Annotated in this window: 17 protein-coding genes; 13 read left to right on the top strand and 4 right to left on the bottom strand. The window is 39.1% G+C overall.

Annotated features, from left to right (window positions below):
• Positions 1-74: 74 nt before the first annotated feature.
• Positions 75-401 carry an ATP-dependent Clp protease adapter ClpS gene (gene clpS / locus PCNPT3_RS09555; protein ID WP_015465667.1) on the top strand — a complete coding sequence of 109 codons (327 nt, stop codon included), beginning with the start codon at positions 75-77 and terminating at the stop codon, positions 399-401.
• Positions 402-444: 43 nt separating this feature from the next.
• Positions 445-2,703: an ATP-dependent Clp protease ATP-binding subunit ClpA gene (gene clpA / locus PCNPT3_RS09550; RefSeq protein WP_015465666.1), complete on the top strand. Its 2,259-nt coding sequence runs from the start codon at positions 445-447 to the stop codon at positions 2,701-2,703.
• Between the two features lie 72 nt (positions 2,704-2,775).
• Here the strand turns inward: clpA and infA are convergent, their stop codons facing one another.
• Both infA and PCNPT3_RS09540 read right to left on the bottom strand, forming a co-directional pair.
• A complete protein-coding gene (infA, locus tag PCNPT3_RS09545) occupies positions 2,776-2,994 on the bottom strand; it encodes a translation initiation factor IF-1 (RefSeq protein ID WP_015465665.1) in 219 nt (72 codons plus the stop codon).
• A 172-nt stretch (positions 2,995-3,166) separates the two neighbouring features.
• Positions 3,167-3,886: an arginyltransferase gene (locus PCNPT3_RS09540; RefSeq protein ID WP_232207356.1), complete on the bottom strand. Its 720-nt coding sequence runs from the start codon at positions 3,884-3,886 to the stop codon at positions 3,167-3,169.
• Between the two features lie 52 nt (positions 3,887-3,938).
• Between PCNPT3_RS09540 and PCNPT3_RS09535 the strand changes: the two genes are divergently transcribed.
• From PCNPT3_RS09535 to nqrM, 9 genes are all read left to right on the top strand, one after another.
• On the top strand, positions 3,939-4,250 hold the full coding sequence (locus PCNPT3_RS09535; protein ID WP_015465663.1) for a BolA family protein: 312 nt from the start codon (positions 3,939-3,941) through the stop codon (positions 4,248-4,250).
• Between the two features lie 258 nt (positions 4,251-4,508).
• Positions 4,509-5,849, top strand: coding sequence for a Na(+)-translocating NADH-quinone reductase subunit A (locus PCNPT3_RS09530; protein ID WP_015465662.1), 1,341 nt, complete (start codon positions 4,509-4,511; stop codon positions 5,847-5,849).
• Between the two features lie 2 nt (positions 5,850-5,851).
• On the top strand, positions 5,852-7,057 hold the full coding sequence (locus tag PCNPT3_RS09525; protein ID WP_015465661.1) for an NADH:ubiquinone reductase (Na(+)-transporting) subunit B: 1,206 nt from the start codon (positions 5,852-5,854) through the stop codon (positions 7,055-7,057).
• Positions 7,050-7,823, top strand: coding sequence for a Na(+)-translocating NADH-quinone reductase subunit C (locus PCNPT3_RS09520; RefSeq protein WP_015465660.1), 774 nt, complete (start codon positions 7,050-7,052; stop codon positions 7,821-7,823). Before PCNPT3_RS09525 ends, PCNPT3_RS09520 begins: the two co-directional genes overlap by 8 nt.
• Entirely contained in the window at positions 7,816-8,448 is a 633-nt protein-coding gene (locus PCNPT3_RS09515) for an NADH:ubiquinone reductase (Na(+)-transporting) subunit D (protein WP_015465659.1), read from the top strand. The genes PCNPT3_RS09520 and PCNPT3_RS09515 overlap by 8 nt, the downstream gene beginning before the upstream one ends.
• Positions 8,449-8,453: 5 nt before the next feature.
• Complete coding sequence (gene nqrE, locus PCNPT3_RS09510) at positions 8,454-9,062, top strand: NADH:ubiquinone reductase (Na(+)-transporting) subunit E (RefSeq protein WP_015465658.1); 609 nt, start codon at positions 8,454-8,456, stop codon at positions 9,060-9,062.
• 111 nt (positions 9,063-9,173) lie between these two features.
• On the top strand, positions 9,174-10,394 hold the full coding sequence (gene nqrF, locus PCNPT3_RS09505) for an NADH:ubiquinone reductase (Na(+)-transporting) subunit F (protein WP_015465657.1): 1,221 nt from the start codon (positions 9,174-9,176) through the stop codon (positions 10,392-10,394).
• Positions 10,395-10,400: 6 nt separating this feature from the next.
• The gene (locus PCNPT3_RS09500; protein WP_015465656.1) at positions 10,401-11,435 is read left to right on the top strand and encodes an FAD:protein FMN transferase; all 1,035 of its coding nucleotides are present in this window, start codon (positions 10,401-10,403) and stop codon (positions 11,433-11,435) included.
• The gene (gene nqrM, locus PCNPT3_RS09495) at positions 11,432-11,656 is read left to right on the top strand and encodes a (Na+)-NQR maturation NqrM (protein WP_015465655.1); all 225 of its coding nucleotides are present in this window, start codon (positions 11,432-11,434) and stop codon (positions 11,654-11,656) included. The genes PCNPT3_RS09500 and nqrM overlap by 4 nt, the downstream gene beginning before the upstream one ends.
• Positions 11,657-11,865: 209 nt before the next feature.
• Here nqrM and PCNPT3_RS09490 read toward each other — a convergent pair whose 3' ends face one another.
• Entirely contained in the window at positions 11,866-12,324 is a 459-nt protein-coding gene (locus PCNPT3_RS09490) for a YaiI/YqxD family protein (RefSeq protein WP_015465654.1), read from the bottom strand.
• Between the two features lie 306 nt (positions 12,325-12,630).
• On the opposite strand from PCNPT3_RS09490, the gene PCNPT3_RS09485 reads away from it, so the two are divergent.
• A complete protein-coding gene (locus tag PCNPT3_RS09485; RefSeq protein WP_015465653.1) occupies positions 12,631-12,840 on the top strand; it encodes a cold-shock protein in 210 nt (69 codons plus the stop codon).
• A 158-nt stretch (positions 12,841-12,998) separates the two neighbouring features.
• Positions 12,999-13,583 (top strand): dCTP deaminase, encoded by a 585-nt coding sequence (gene dcd / locus PCNPT3_RS09480; RefSeq protein ID WP_015465652.1) that lies wholly within the window; start codon positions 12,999-13,001, stop codon positions 13,581-13,583.
• Between the two features lie 104 nt (positions 13,584-13,687).
• Here the strand turns inward: dcd and PCNPT3_RS09475 are convergent, their stop codons facing one another.
• Positions 13,688-14,116, bottom strand: coding sequence for an RNA recognition motif domain-containing protein (locus tag PCNPT3_RS09475; RefSeq protein WP_015465651.1), 429 nt, complete (start codon positions 14,114-14,116; stop codon positions 13,688-13,690).
• Between the last annotated feature and the right edge of the window lie 398 nt (positions 14,117-14,514).

The raw sequence follows: 14,514 nt of genomic DNA, 5'->3' as shown, positions 1-14,514 counted from the left end.
AGGACATTAACCTAAGGATCTTCATCCACAGTAAAATGTTTTCGTAACATCAATAAATAAGACTAAACTGAAATATGAGTGATAAGAATTCGGTACAAACAGGTAATAGTCCGGCAGTACTAGATAAACTAGAAACAAAATTACAGCCACCCGCAATGTATAACGTGTTATTACATAACGATGATTATACGCCGATGGATTTTGTGATAGATGTGTTGCAACGTTTTTTCCAATTAAGTACGGATAAAGCAACGCAAATAATGTTAGATGTTCATTATCATGACATTGGTATTTGTGGCACATTTAGTGCTGAGATAGCAGAAACAAAAGTGATGCAAGTGATGAATTATGCGCAGGAAAATGAACATCCATTACGTTGTTCAATGCAAAAAAACGCATAATTGAATATTAATGAGATCCAACTTTGCACCCATGGAGGCAATTATGTTAGATAAGCCATTAGAAAACAGTTTAGATTTAGCCTTTCGTTTCGCATTTGAAAAATCGCATGAGTTTATGACGGTAGAGCATTTGTTATTGGCTTTATTAGAAAATCAAGAAAGTAAGGCCTTATTAAAAGCCTGCTCAGTTGATTTAGGTGCGTTACATCTCGATCTTGTTGCGTTTCTTGAAAATAGCCCCGTTCGCCCAGAAGTACTTACCCATGAAATAGAAATACAACCCACTATCGCTTTTGAGCGCGTATTACAACGTGCTATTTTTCATGTGCAGTCATCAGGTCATACCGATGTTTCTGCAAATAGTGTGCTGGTGGCTATTTTTAGTGAGCAAGAATCACATGCCGTTTTTCTCCTTAAAAGAGCCAAACTGACGCGTTTAGATGTGGTTAACTATATATCACATGGAATGATTGCGCCGATCGAAGACGCATCTATGGCTATTTATCAGCAACAAAGTACGGAAAAAGTCATTGAAGAGCATGAAGAGTTAGCTTTCACTATTAACTTGAATGAACAAGTCGAAGCAGGGCATATTGACCCTTTAATTGGCCGTGATAAAGAAGTTGAACGTTGTATTCAAATATTATGTCGTCGACGTAAAAACAACCCATTATTAGTGGGCGAAGCTGGCGTCGGAAAAACGGCGATAGCAGAAGGCCTTGCTTATCGGATTGTACATGGTGATGTTCCTGATGTGATTTCAGATAACATTATTTACAGTTTAGATATGGGGGCATTACTTGCTGGCACTAAATATCGAGGTGAATTTGAGCAGCGCTTTAAGAAAGTACTAACGCAACTTGAACTTGAAAAAAATTCAATTTTATTTATTGATGAGATCCATACGATCATTGGTGCAGGGGCTGCAACAGGTGGGCAACTTGATGCTGCAAACTTACTTAAACCTTTGCTAAGTAGCGGTAAATTACGCTGTATGGGATCAACAACCTACCAAGAGTACGGACAAGTTTTTGAAAAGGAGCATGCACTATCACGTCGCTTCCAAAAAATAGATGTATTAGAGCCCTCTGTTAAAGAAACAGCTGAGATATTATTAGGATTACGCTCGCGTTATGAAGAGCATCATCAAATCCATTATACGACGAAAGCGTTAATGGCAGCTGCCGAGCTCAGTGCTAAATATATTAATGATAGATATCTTCCCGATAAGGCGATAGATGTGATTGATGAAGCAGGCTCTAAAATGCGATTACTGCCTGCGAGTCAACGTAAAAAAAATGTTGATGTGGCAGAGATAGAAGAGATCATTGCTAAAATAGCGCGTATTCCGCAAAACTCAGTAAGCAGTTCAGATAAAGAGCAACTCTCAAAATTATCCGAACGTTTAAAAATGACCGTTTTCGGTCAAAATGAAGCGATAGAAGTGTTAACCGATGCGATACATTTAAGTCGTTCTGGTCTAACGGATGAGAAAAAACCGGTAGGCTCTTTTCTTTTTGCTGGGCCAACTGGCGTCGGGAAAACTGAAGTTACTCAACAATTAGCGAATATTTTAGGCGTTGAATTATTACGCTTTGATATGTCTGAATATATGGAAAAGCATACCGTATCACGCTTATTAGGAGCGCCTCCTGGTTATGTAGGACACGAACAAGCTGGATTGTTGACCGACGCGGTGTCAAAGCACCCTTATGCGGTTCTGCTATTAGATGAAATAGAAAAAGCACACAGTGATATTTATAATATTTTATTGCAGGTGATGGATCACGGTACATTAACCGACAATAATGGCCGTAAGGCTGACTTTAGAAATATCATTCTGGTATTAACCACCAATGCGGGAGTGCGCGAAACTAACAAAACGGCGATAGGTTTTAATGATCAAGACAGTTCATTACAAGCGATGGATGAAATTGAAAAATTATTTGCGCCCGAGTTTCGTAATCGTTTAGATAATATTATTTGGTTTAATCATCTCGATATCGATGTTATTGCTCGCGTTGTTGATAAATTTTTGGTGCAATTACAAGCTCAGTTAGATAAAAAACAGATCTCATTAGATATTAATAATGACGTGCGTCAATGGCTTGCAAAAAAAGGTTATGATCGCACGATGGGCGCTCGTCCTATGGCGCGTTTGATCCAAGAGCGTATAAAAAAACCATTGGCTAATGAAATCTTATTCGGACAGTTACAAAAAGGGGGGAGTGTGACCGTATCACTTAACTCGGGAACGGATAAAATTGAGTTTAGTTATACTAATGAGTTGATTTTAAGTTAAGTTAGGTTTAGAAAAGTAAAAAACCAGCAATGCTGGTTTTTTTTTGACTTTAAGTCAGCGCGAGACGAACGATTAACGTGCGCGGAATACAATACGGCCTTTTGAAAGGTCATAAGGTGTTAATTGCACTGTGACTTTATCGCCAGTAAGGATGCGAATGTAGTTTTTACGCATTTTACCAGAAATATGCGCTGTTACCATGTGGCCATTTTCTAATTCTACACGGAACATTGTGTTAGGCAGCGTATCCATGATCGTGCCTTGCATTTCAATACTATCTTCTTTTGCCATTCTTGGTGGATCCTTTGTCTTCGATATGACCCTCAATGATTTTTGAGGTTTATACCTATTATTATAGTCAAATAGTGGGTATATATGCTTTCAATCGGCGCATCATGCCAGAATAATGACTTAGGGTAAAGGTTTGTTGCTTATTTATTAATCCAATTTGCGCAAATAAGCATTAGTCGAAGCTTAACCATAAACCGTTAATAAAGCGCTGATGCGGATTAAACTGTGTTTTGTAATTCATTTTTTGACAATTTTTGATGTAATAGCCTAAATATAAATATTCTATATTTAGGTCCTTTGCCAGTGCGAGTTGTTTCAATATAGCAAATTTGCCCAAAGAAACGGACTGATAGAGTGGATCGTAAAAACAATAGACCGCACTCCATGCACTATTAGGCAGCGTCCCGATTTTATCTGTGACGCTGACCGCAATCAACTTTTTATCGTCATAAATTTCGATAAAAATCATATCGCACCAAACCGATGCTAGAAAACCGCTATATTGCTCATAGGTCGCAGGGTACATATCGCCATCTTTATGTATTGTATCAATGTAGCGTTGATACAGTGAGAAGTATTCCGGTTTATTCTTTTTGCTTATTTTCACTTTAAAGTGTTGGTTTTTATTCAGTAAACGTTTTTGACTGCGAGATAAAATAAATTCACTGACATTGATGCGTAGCGATTGGCATTCTTGGCATTGCTCACAGTCCGGACGATAAATTTGCTCTCCGCTGCGTCTAAATCCATTTTGAAGGAGAATTGGGTAATATGTATTTGCATTTTGAAAGGGCTCTACTAGCATCATTAGGCGTGTGGATTTATTTGCTAAATAAGCGCAAGTAAAGGGCTGGGTTACATGCATATTTAATGATCTTAATTGAGTGCTCAATGTACACCTGCTATTCTAAAAGGCTTGAAAATTAGAGTAAGGATAGAGATAGATGAAGGTGCAAGCAATAATAGAAGCAAAAATAAACACGCAGATAGATGTTGAATACTTAAATGTTGAAAATGAGAGTATGAGGCATGCCGTGCCACCTAATTCTGAAACACATTTCAAGGTGATTGTGAGTAGCTCTCAATTTATAGGGATGCCTTTGCTAGCGAGGCACCGTTTAATCAACGCTATTTTGGCGGAGCAATTAGCAGGGCCCATACATGCTCTCGCTTTGCATACTTATACACCCGAACAGTGGAGCCAAAAAAACAACATAGCCCCTATTTCAAGTGATTGTTTAGGTGGGGGTAAATAGTTTTTTTACAAAAAAGATAAAAATTATATGTTTGTTACTTTAATTTACATAAAATTTTGAACTTAGCACGAAAGCAATTGTTTTAGCGATGGAATCCCCCTATTTATAGTGGTATTATTGCAAATAATATTTTAGTTGAGTTGTTAAGAAATCGTTAATAAGTTGGTTAATAAGGTTACTTTAAGTAGTTAGATACGCGTATTTTAATTGCGTATAAAGTATTTAACTTTTCTTCCCGTAAACATAGTGCAAATAAATATGATTACTATCAAAAAAGGACTGGATCTTCCAATAAGTGGAGCGCCAGAGCAAATCATTCATAATGGTCCAACCATTACTGAAGTTGCTATACTGGGTGAAGAATATGTTGGTATGCGTCCGTCAATGGCAGTTAAAGTTGGCGATATTGTAAAGAAAGGTCAAGTTCTCTTCTTAGATAAGAAGAATGTTGGCGTTAAATTTACCGCTCCAGCATCCGGTGTAGTGAAAGAAATAAATCGTGGTGCCAAACGGGTTTTACAATCTGTTGTCATTTCAATCGAAGGTCAAGAAAACATATTATTCCCTACTTATGCAAGTTCTGAACTTGCACAAATAGCGCGTCAAGATATTGTTGATAACCTTGTTAATTCGGGAATGTGGACCGCTTTTCGCACCCGTCCATTTAGTAAAGTACCCGCGATTGATGCGCGACCTGCGTCTATTTTTGTAACGGCGATGGATACTAATCCTCTCGCAGCCAATGCGGCTTTGATTATTAATGATAATCAACAAGCTTTTATCGATGGTTTGTCGTTAATTGCTCAGCTTAGCGAAAGCAATGTTTACGTTTGTAAAGGTAGCGAAGCTCTACCAAGCTCGCCTCTTGATAACGTCATTGAAAAAGAATTTTCAGGCGTTCATCCTGCTGGACTTGCAGGAACACATATCCATTTTATTGATCCTGTCTCTGTTACTAAAAAAGTTTGGTCTATTAATTATCAAGATGTGATTGCGCTAGGTAAATTATTTGTAACGGGTGAACTTTATGTTGAGCGCGTTATCTCGTTAGCGGGCCCTGCGGTGAATAAACCTCGTTTATTACGTACGCAAATAGGTGCTTCCATTGTGCAGTTGACTGAAAATGAAATACACAGCGGTGAAGTGCGTGTTATTTCAGGATCTGTTTTATGTGGCGTTGTCGCACAAGGTGCACATGCGTATCTGGGTCGTTATCACAATCAAATTTCAGCCTTAATTGAAGGTTATGAGAAAGAATTATTTGGCTGGGGTGTCCCGGGATTCAATAAGCATTCCGTTGCCCGTGTTTTCCTTTCAACGTTAAATCGTGCCAAACGCTTTGCATTTACGACCACAACAGGTGGTAGTAAACGCGCTATGGTACCGATTGGTCAATATGAACGTATTATGCCACTTGATATTCTTCCCACTTTATTACTGCGTGACCTGATCGTAGAGGATACTGACTCTGCACAAGAATTAGGTTGTTTAGAATTAGACGAAGAAGATTTAGCGTTATGCACCTACGTATGTCCGGGTAAGTACGATTATGCCTCGATATTACGTAATAATCTCAGCAAAATCGAAAAGGAAGGCTAAGAATGAATCTTAAGAATATTCTTGAGAAAATGGAGCCCCATTTTGAAGCGGGGGGTCGTTATGAAAAATGGTATGCCCTGTTTGAAGCAACGGCTACATTTTTTTATACTCCGGGTCATGTTACCAAAGGACTCACTCACGTACGTGATAATTTAGATTTAAAACGTATGATGATTTTTGTTTGGATAGCGACTTTTCCAGCAATGTTTTTTGGTATGTACAATACCGGCGTGCAAGCTAATTTAGCGATTGCTAATGGTTTTGGTGCTATCGATGATTGGCGCCTGATCATATTAAACCTGCTAGGTGTAACGATGGGCGCAGGCACATCGTTGCTTGATAACTTCGTCTTTGGCGCGATGTATTTTATACCTATTTACGCGGTGACATTTATTGTCGGTGGTTTTTGGGAAGTTTTATTCGCCAGTGTACGTAAGCATGAAGTCAATGAAGGTTTCTTTGTTTCTTCTGTTTTATTTGCATTGATAGTGCCGGCAACGTTACCTCTTTGGCAGGTTGCACTTGGTATTACATTTGGTGTTGTTGTTGCCAAAGAAATTTTTGGTGGCACCGGGCGTAACTTTTTAAATCCAGCACTTGCTGGGCGTGCTTTCTTGTTTTTTGCTTATCCGACTAACATATCGGGTGATGCAGTTTGGACTGCGGTTGATGGCTTCTCTGGCGCAACATCATTAAGCATGGTCTCACAAGGTGGTATGGAGTCTTTGGCAAATTCAGGTCTTAGCTGGATGGACGCTTTCTTAGGTAACATGCAAGGCAGTATGGGTGAGGTGTCTACCTTAGCCATTTTAATCGGTGGTCTATTCATCGTCGCAACGGGGATTGCTTCTTGGCGTATTATTGCAGGTGTCATGATAGGTATGATTGCATTATCTACGATGTTTAACGGTATTGGCAGTGTAACGAACAATATGTTTGCATTACCTTGGTATTGGCATTTAGTAATGGGTGGCTTTGCTTTTGGTATGATATTTATGGCAACCGATCCCGTCTCTGCCTCCTTTACCAATAAAGGTAAATGGATGTACGGTATTTTGATAGGGGTAATGGCGGTGCTTATCCGTGTGCTTAATCCTGCTTTTCCAGAAGGCATGATGTTAGCCATTTTGTTTGCTAACTTATTTGCGCCATTGTTCGACTACTTTGTTGTACAAGGTAATATCAAACGGAGGTTATCTCGTGGCTAATCAACAAGAAACATTTTCACGCACTATATTAGTGGTGCTTGCTGTCTGTCTCGTGTGCTCGATCATAGTGGCGGGAGCCGCTGTTGGTTTACGTCCGTTACAAATAGCAAATAAAGCCAAGGATAAACAACAAAATATCTTAGCGGTTGCGGGCGTACACAACGATAAAACGATCACTGAAATATTTGCATCAAACATTCAAACTAAATTAGTTGATTTAGCAACGGGTGAATTTGTTAGTGACGATGCAAATTACGATCAGCGTCTGGCTGCAAAAGATCCTGCACGCAGTATCAAATTAAATGCAGATCAAAATGTAGCAAAAATTGGACGTAGAGCCAATCTTGCAACGGTGTATTTAGTGTCGGATGATAACGGTAAATTACAACGCATTATATTACCGATCCATGGCGCAGGCTTGTGGTCTACTATGTATGCCTTTGTTGCTATCCAAATGGACGGTAATACGATTGAAGATATCACCTATTATGAGCAAGGCGAAACGCCTGGACTGGGTGGTGAAGTTGAAAATCCTCGTTGGCGCGCATTATTTGTAGGTAAAAAGTTATTTGATGAAAATGGCAAACCTGCAATTAAAATAGTTAAAGGTGTCGCACCGGCTGATTCTATACATGAAATTGATGGCTTATCAGGCGCAACATTAACCAGTGTTGGGGTTCAACATTCCTTTACATTTTGGTTAGGAGAGTTAGGTTTTGGTCCTTTCTTGAATAAAGTACATCAAGGAGCGTTAAATAATGGCTAAATCAAGTGAATTAAGAGAGATCATAACCTCTCCGGTGGTGAGTAATAACCCGATTGCATTACAAGTGCTCGGTGTTTGTTCAGCGCTTGCAGTAACGTCTACATTAGAAACTGCGCTCGTAATGACAATGGCAGTATTGTTGGTAACGGCTTTCTCAAGCATGTTTATTTCAATGATCCGTAATTACATCCCCAATAGTGTACGTATTATTGTACAAATGGCGATCATCGCATCTTTGGTTATCGTTGTTGATCAAGTATTAAAAGCGTATGCCTTTGGTATTTCAAAGCAGCTATCTGTTTATGTTGGTTTGATCATTACCAATTGTATCGTGATGGGACGTGCAGAAGCCTTTGCAATGAAAAATAAGCCATTTGCAAGTTTTATGGATGGTGTTGGTAATGGTTTAGGTTACGGCTTTATTCTTATGCTAGTGGGCGGTTTCCGTGAGTTATTTGGCTCTGGTGCTTTATTTGGTATTGAAATCTTACCACTAACATCAAATGGTGGTTGGTACCAAAGTAATGGGTTGCTATTGCTTCCCCCGAGTGCCTTTTTTATTATTGGTGGTCTTATCTGGGCGATCCGCACGATCCGTCCAGATCAAGTTGAGCCCAAGGAGTAATTTAGATGGAACATTATCTTAGTTTATTTATTCGTTCTATTTTTATAGAAAATATGGCGTTAGCATTCTTTTTAGGCATGTGTACATTTTTGGCCGTGTCTAAAAAAGTAAAAACGTCAATGGGTTTGGGTATCGCAGTAATCGTGGTATTGGGTATCTCTGTCCCTGTAAATCAAATCATTTACTTTAATCTATTAGCACCAGGTGCATTGGCTTGGGCTGGATTTCCAGATGCGGATCTTAGCTTCTTAGGCTTTATTACCTTTATTGGTGTGATTGCAGCCTTAGTGCAAATATTAGAAATGATATTAGATAAGTATTTTCCTGTTTTATACCAAGCCTTAGGTATCTTTTTACCTTTGATCACTGTGAATTGTGCCATCTTTGGTGGTGTCGCATTTATGGTGCAACGTGAATATACATTACTTGAATCGGCTGTTTACGGTGTGGGTAGTGGTATTGGCTGGACGCTTGCGATTGTAGCGCTGGCGGGTATTCGTGAAAAAATGAAATATTCAGATGTGCCCGATGGTTTACGTGGATTAGGTATCACGTTTGTCACTGCAGGATTAATGGCGTTAGGGTTTATGTCATTTTCAGGTATTCAGTTGTAACTCAATAAAGGCATTTACGTATTTTATTGATACATAGGTAATTGCCTTGAAAGGTTAGATTATATTTATTGAATTTGGGGTCTTATCCCCGTAATACAAGGAACAAAGTCGATGGAAATATTTCTCGGCGTTGCCATGTTTACCATTATTGTCTTAGTGTTAGTTGTTATTATTCTAGCCGCTAAATCTAAGTTGGTAAGTACTGGTGATATTAAAATATCGATTAATGATGATGAAGATAAAAGTATCAGCACTCAAGCTGGCGGTAAGCTACTAGGTGCATTGGCTAATTCGGGTATCTTTGTATCATCAGCGTGTGGCGGTGGCGGTACGTGTGGCCAGTGTCGCGTTAAAATTAAATCTGGCGGTGGTGATATTTTACCGACTGAGCTGGATCATATTAGTAAAAAAGATGCCAAAGAAGGTGAGCGTTTAGCGTGTCAAGTAAGCGTTAAAGAAGATTTAACCATTGAACTACCCGAAGAGATTTTTGGGGTTAAAAAATGGGAATGTACGGTGCTTTCAAATGATAATAAAGCGACGTTTATTAAAGAGCTTAAATTACAAATTCCAGATGGCGAAACGGTACCGTTTAAAGCCGGTGGTTATATTCAAATTGAAGCGCCTGCGCATCATGTAAAATATAAAGATTATGAGATTGAAGCGCAATATCGTGGTGATTGGGAGCACTTTAAATTCTTTGATTTAGAGTCTAAAGTTGAAGATGACACTATTCGTGCTTATTCAATGGCTAACTATCCAGGTGAAGAAGGCATTATTATGCTTAATGTGCGTATAGCAACGCCTCCACCTCGCGACCTGTCTTTGCCTTGTGGTAAAATGTCATCTTATATTTTTAGTTTAAAAGAAGGTGATAAAGTCACAATATCTGGCCCGTTTGGTGAGTTTTTTGCGCAGCAAACTGAAAATGAAATGGTCTTTATTGGTGGTGGTGCTGGTATGGCGCCAATGCGTTCACACATTTTCGATCAATTCCGCCGTTTAGAGACGAAACGTAAAGTGAGTTTCTGGTACGGTGCTCGCTCTAAGCGTGAAATGTTTTATGTTGAAGACTTCGATCAAATCGCAGCTGAAAATGAAAACTTTTCTTGGAATGTGGCATTGAGTGACCCTCAGCCTGAAGATAATTGGGAAGGTTATACTGGCTTTATTCATAATGTATTGCTGGAAAACTATCTTAAAGATCATGAAGCGCCAGAGGATTGTGAGTTTTATATGTGTGGTCCACCTATCATGAATGCAGCGGTTATTGCGATGCTTAAAGATTTAGGTGTTGAAGACGAAAACATCATGCTTGATGATTTTGGTTGATTATTAATGATCCTGCGTATTAATAAATGGCTAGCCTTAATAGGGCTGGCCTTTTTCCTATCATCGTGTGCCAAAGTTGAGCCTGAAGTTGTACAACTTCAAGGTAATACGATGGGCACTTATTATAAAATTACTTTTGTATTAGATGCGGAGCAACAAAAGCAAGCGTCCTTTGCAAATACCCAATTAAAAGCGGCAATAGATAAACGCTTAGAATTGGTCAACGATCAAATGTCGACTTATCGAGTGCACTCTGAGCTTTCTTTGTTTAATCAAAGCAAACAATCTTTTGTTGTTTCAAAAGCGACTGCCTCGGTGGTTAAGGCTGCGTTAAAAATATTTAAAGAGTCGCAAGGCGCTTATGATATCAGTGTGGGGCCTTTGGTTAATTTATGGGGTTTTGGTCCTGATAAAAAACCGACAAAAGTCCCAACAGATAGCATGATTGCAACGCAAAAGACGCGTGTGGGCAGTCAATATTTGAGTGTACAAGGGACGACGTTACAAAAATCACTTCCTGACTTATATATTGATCTTTCATCGATTGCGAAAGGTTATGGCGTCGATGTAATAGCACAGTATTTACAATCATTAGGTATCAATAATTACTTGGTTGATATTGGTGGTGAGTTACGAGCTAACGGTATGAAGCCTGCTCAAAAGCCTTGGACGTTAGCGATTGAGCGCCCTACGCTAGGCCAAAATATTGAGCAAGTCATGCATATTGGTGATAATGCGGTGGCAACATCGGGTGATTATCGAAATTATTATGAATATGATGGGATCCGTTATTCTCATACTATCGATCCAAGTACGGGTAAACCTATTACTCATAAACTCGCATCGGTTACTGTTATTCATAAAAGCTGTATGTTGGCGGATGGTTATGCGACGGCAATTACCGTGCTGGGTCCTAAAGCCGGACTCGAATTTGCTAAAAAGCATCAATTAGCCGTATTCTTAATAGTAAAAGAAGGTGATAAATTTATTGAGTCATATACAGATGCATTTAAAAAATATTTAGTGACGGGAGCCCCATGATTTATTTTGTAGCCACATTTGTGGTGTTTTTAATGGTAATTTTAGGTATGTCCATTGGCTATATTTTTAATAAAAAAAGTATTGCTGGAAGTTGTGGTGGACTTGCTTCAGTGGGTATTGACAAAGAATGTGATTGTCCTGAACCCTGTGCTAAACGTAAACACAGAGACGCTGAAAGTGAACGCTTAGCTTTGCTTAACAAAGAAGAACGGATCTTATAAGTTATACCAAAGGAACTAAAAAGGTTACCCGTCTTGCTTGTTGAAATTATCTCTAGCTGCGTTGTGAGTTTTGAAGTGAGAACAACTATCTCCTGCAACTCACGCCTTGCTAGTGTTAATTTTTTCTGCGCAATACATGAAAACTTAATTAATTCCTTTGGTATTAAGCGTATTTTTTACGGCCTAAGTCAACTATAAACCTTGCTAGCTTATGCGGTGCAAGGTTTATTTTTTTGTAGCCAGCGATCTAATGCGTTGGCAAAAGCCTGTTTTTCTTTATCTGCAAACTTATTTTGTCCTCCGGTAATTTGTCCTATATCGCGCATTTCTTGTGCAAAATTACGCATTGCTAAACGTTGGCGAATATTCTCCGGCGTATAAAGTTCGCCTCGCGGGTTAAGCGCGCAAATTTTCAAGGCAACGAGTTCAGCAGCTAAAGGTATATCTTGAGTCACCACTAAGTCTTTGTCTGTGGCGTGTTGTAAAATGTAATTATCTGCCACATCGAAGCCTTGAGGTACCTGTACTCGTTTGATCAATGTACGTGTAGGTAAGGGGAGTGGACTATTGGCCACAAAGACAAGAGGGCACTGAGTACGCTGGCTTGCGCGTATAATAATATCCCTTACAGGGACCGGGCAAGCGTCTGCATCTATCCAAATTGTCATCTATATACTCATTATTATTAAAGAGCAATAATATAACATTAAAGGTGTGAGCAGTGCGAAGAGCTTTATGTAATGTGGAACAAATTGTATTTATTTTGTAAAAACATCTTCTTTTTATGTAAATAGACATTGACTATAACGTCTATGCATATATACTTTGTCGTAGCTTGAAAGTTCGTTTGATATTTATGTTTCAATGTTCCGTATTATGTACCGAATCCTATACTTCATAAGTAATAGCAACACTTCCAGCGAAAGTCCTTGATCAATCAAGGTTAATTTAGTCAATATAAATAGGATATAATTATGTCTACAACTACTACCGGTACAGTAAAATGGTTCAACGAATCTAAAGGCTTTGGTTTCATCGAGCAAGAAAATGGTCCTGACGTTTTTGCACATTTCTCTGCAATCGTAAGCAACGGTTTTAAAACTCTTGCTGAAGGCCAAAAAGTACAGTTTACTGTTACTCAAGGTCAAAAAGGTCCTCAAGCAGAAAACATCGTAGCGCTATAATATAGCCTCGATGGACTTTAAATAGTCCATTCTGAATTGATAAAAAAGGCGAGTCTCTGACTGGCCTTTTTTTATGCCTGTCGTAAAATTTCTTTTAAAATGAAGAGGTGGCTGTATACTGCCATTATTAATGGAAAATACTACTGGAGCTCCCCCTCATGCGTTTGTGCGATACCCATATAGAAGAATATTTAGACTCAGGGAAAATAGTCATAGAGCCTCGACCTGCAGAGAATGCTATCTCAGGTGTGAGTGTTGATATTCGCCTTGGTGATAAGTTTCGCGTGTTCAATGAACATAAAATGCCTTATATCGATCTTTCAGGGCCAAAAGAAGACGTCAATGCAGCACTTGATAAGATCATGAGTGACGAAATAATAATACCTGCGGATGAAGCTTTTTACCTGCACCCCGGTGAGCTTGCTCTTGCGGTGACGCTCGAAAAAGTGACGTTACCTGATAATATCGTGGGTTGGTTAGATGGTCGTTCATCATTAGCGCGCCTCGGCTTAATGGTGCACGTGACGGCGCATCGCATTGATCCAGGCTGGTCGGGTTGTATCGTGCTAGAATTTTATAACAGTGGTAAGTTACCACTTGCACTTCGCCCTGGGATGACAATTGGTGCGTTGAATTTTGAAACCTTATCAGCGCCAGCAGCTCGCCCGTATAATAAACGCGCCAATGCTAAATATAAAAATCAACAAGGCGCCGCTTCTAGCCGTATAAGCGAAGATAATTAAGCCATTAAAAGCTAAAATATCTTTAAAAGTAGCGTTATGCAACTAAGCGATGCCAGAGGGTATCGCTTTGAAGTTTATGACTGTCTTTTATTTAATAAAAGTGTTTAATAGTCATCACTTTCTTTTATTTTTCCGTATAAATGTGCTGCATTTTCATTGTTATCAATAACGTCATTCGAAGATGTTTTCTCGCTTGACGTTTTCTCGCTTGATGTTGCGCGCGGAGCTTGTTTAAATTGTACGGATGTTTTCTTAGGCTCACTCACCGTCACACTCGCAGTGCTCGTTTCTTCTTTATGATCTGCTTTTTTTACGCGCAGAATATTTCCCGCTAATTTATAGCCGTTTAACTTTTTAGCTGCCAGTTTAGCTTCACCCGGTTTTGGCATTTCGACAAAACCAAAGCCTTTTGATTTTCCTGTTTCTTTATCGAGTACTAGAGTGCAGTACTGCACTGTTCCAAACTCACTAAATAAACTTAATATTTTTTCTTCTGTACTTGCGATTGCAATATTGCGCACTAATAATTTCATAAAACACCACTCTTGATTAAATCGTTCTTATTGCGCATTGTAGCAAATATTTACACTTGCGCGTGAGACTTTCTCAATGCGATGACGAATAGTTTGCTAACTTTTACAATCGATCTCTCCCTGCATGCCGTATCAAGGTGCATTACCAGGCACTTGCTCGTTCGAGAGTCCTCCAAAGTGTAAACCCCAGTTTAAGGGGCTTTTATTTCATTATTTTTAATGAGGATATGCAACTTTAGGTGCGGCGAAGCGCAACGATGTGGCACTTATATGTGCTGTGGCATAGTGTCATAAAACCTGAATTTAAATCTTTCTGTTTCAATATTAAGCCGATAAGCAAAGCCTCATTAAGCTTATGGATTGACATGTTAAAGTCTTATGGCATATAAAGGGGAAGG

Source organism: Psychromonas sp. CNPT3 (assembly GCF_000153405.2).
Classification (GTDB): Bacteria; Pseudomonadota; Gammaproteobacteria; order Enterobacterales; family Psychromonadaceae; genus Psychromonas.
Note: the sequence above shows the minus strand (reverse complement) of the source record. Positions and strands in the feature narration are given on the sequence as shown.

Bases quoted from the DNA above. Each gene is read 5' to 3' on its own strand.
- PCNPT3_RS09535 (WP_015465663.1), top strand. From the start codon at position 3,939: ATGAAGGTGCAAGCAATAATAGAAGCAAAAATAAACACGCAGATAGAT.
- PCNPT3_RS09530 (WP_015465662.1), top strand. From the start codon at position 4,509: ATGATTACTATCAAAAAAGGACTGGATCTTCCAATAAGTGGAGCGCCA.
- PCNPT3_RS09485 (WP_015465653.1), top strand. From the start codon at position 12,631: ATGTCTACAACTACTACCGGTACAGTAAAATGGTTCAACGAATCTAAA.
- clpA (WP_015465666.1), top strand. From the start codon at position 445: ATGTTAGATAAGCCATTAGAAAACAGTTTAGATTTAGCCTTTCGTTTC.
- nqrE (WP_015465658.1), top strand. From the start codon at position 8,454: ATGGAACATTATCTTAGTTTATTTATTCGTTCTATTTTTATAGAAAAT.
- dcd (WP_015465652.1), top strand. From the start codon at position 12,999: ATGCGTTTGTGCGATACCCATATAGAAGAATATTTAGACTCAGGGAAA.
- PCNPT3_RS09500 (WP_015465656.1), top strand. From the start codon at position 10,401: ATGATCCTGCGTATTAATAAATGGCTAGCCTTAATAGGGCTGGCCTTT.
- PCNPT3_RS09515 (WP_015465659.1), top strand. From the start codon at position 7,816: ATGGCTAAATCAAGTGAATTAAGAGAGATCATAACCTCTCCGGTGGTG.
- nqrF (WP_015465657.1), top strand. From the start codon at position 9,174: ATGGAAATATTTCTCGGCGTTGCCATGTTTACCATTATTGTCTTAGTG.
- infA (WP_015465665.1), bottom strand. From the start codon at position 2,994: ATGGCAAAAGAAGATAGTATTGAAATGCAAGGCACGATCATGGATACG.
- PCNPT3_RS09525 (WP_015465661.1), top strand. From the start codon at position 5,852: ATGAATCTTAAGAATATTCTTGAGAAAATGGAGCCCCATTTTGAAGCG.
- nqrM (WP_015465655.1), top strand. From the start codon at position 11,432: ATGATTTATTTTGTAGCCACATTTGTGGTGTTTTTAATGGTAATTTTA.
- clpS (WP_015465667.1), top strand. From the start codon at position 75: ATGAGTGATAAGAATTCGGTACAAACAGGTAATAGTCCGGCAGTACTA.
- PCNPT3_RS09475 (WP_015465651.1), bottom strand. From the start codon at position 14,116: ATGAAATTATTAGTGCGCAATATTGCAATCGCAAGTACAGAAGAAAAA.
- PCNPT3_RS09490 (WP_015465654.1), bottom strand. From the start codon at position 12,324: ATGACAATTTGGATAGATGCAGACGCTTGCCCGGTCCCTGTAAGGGAT.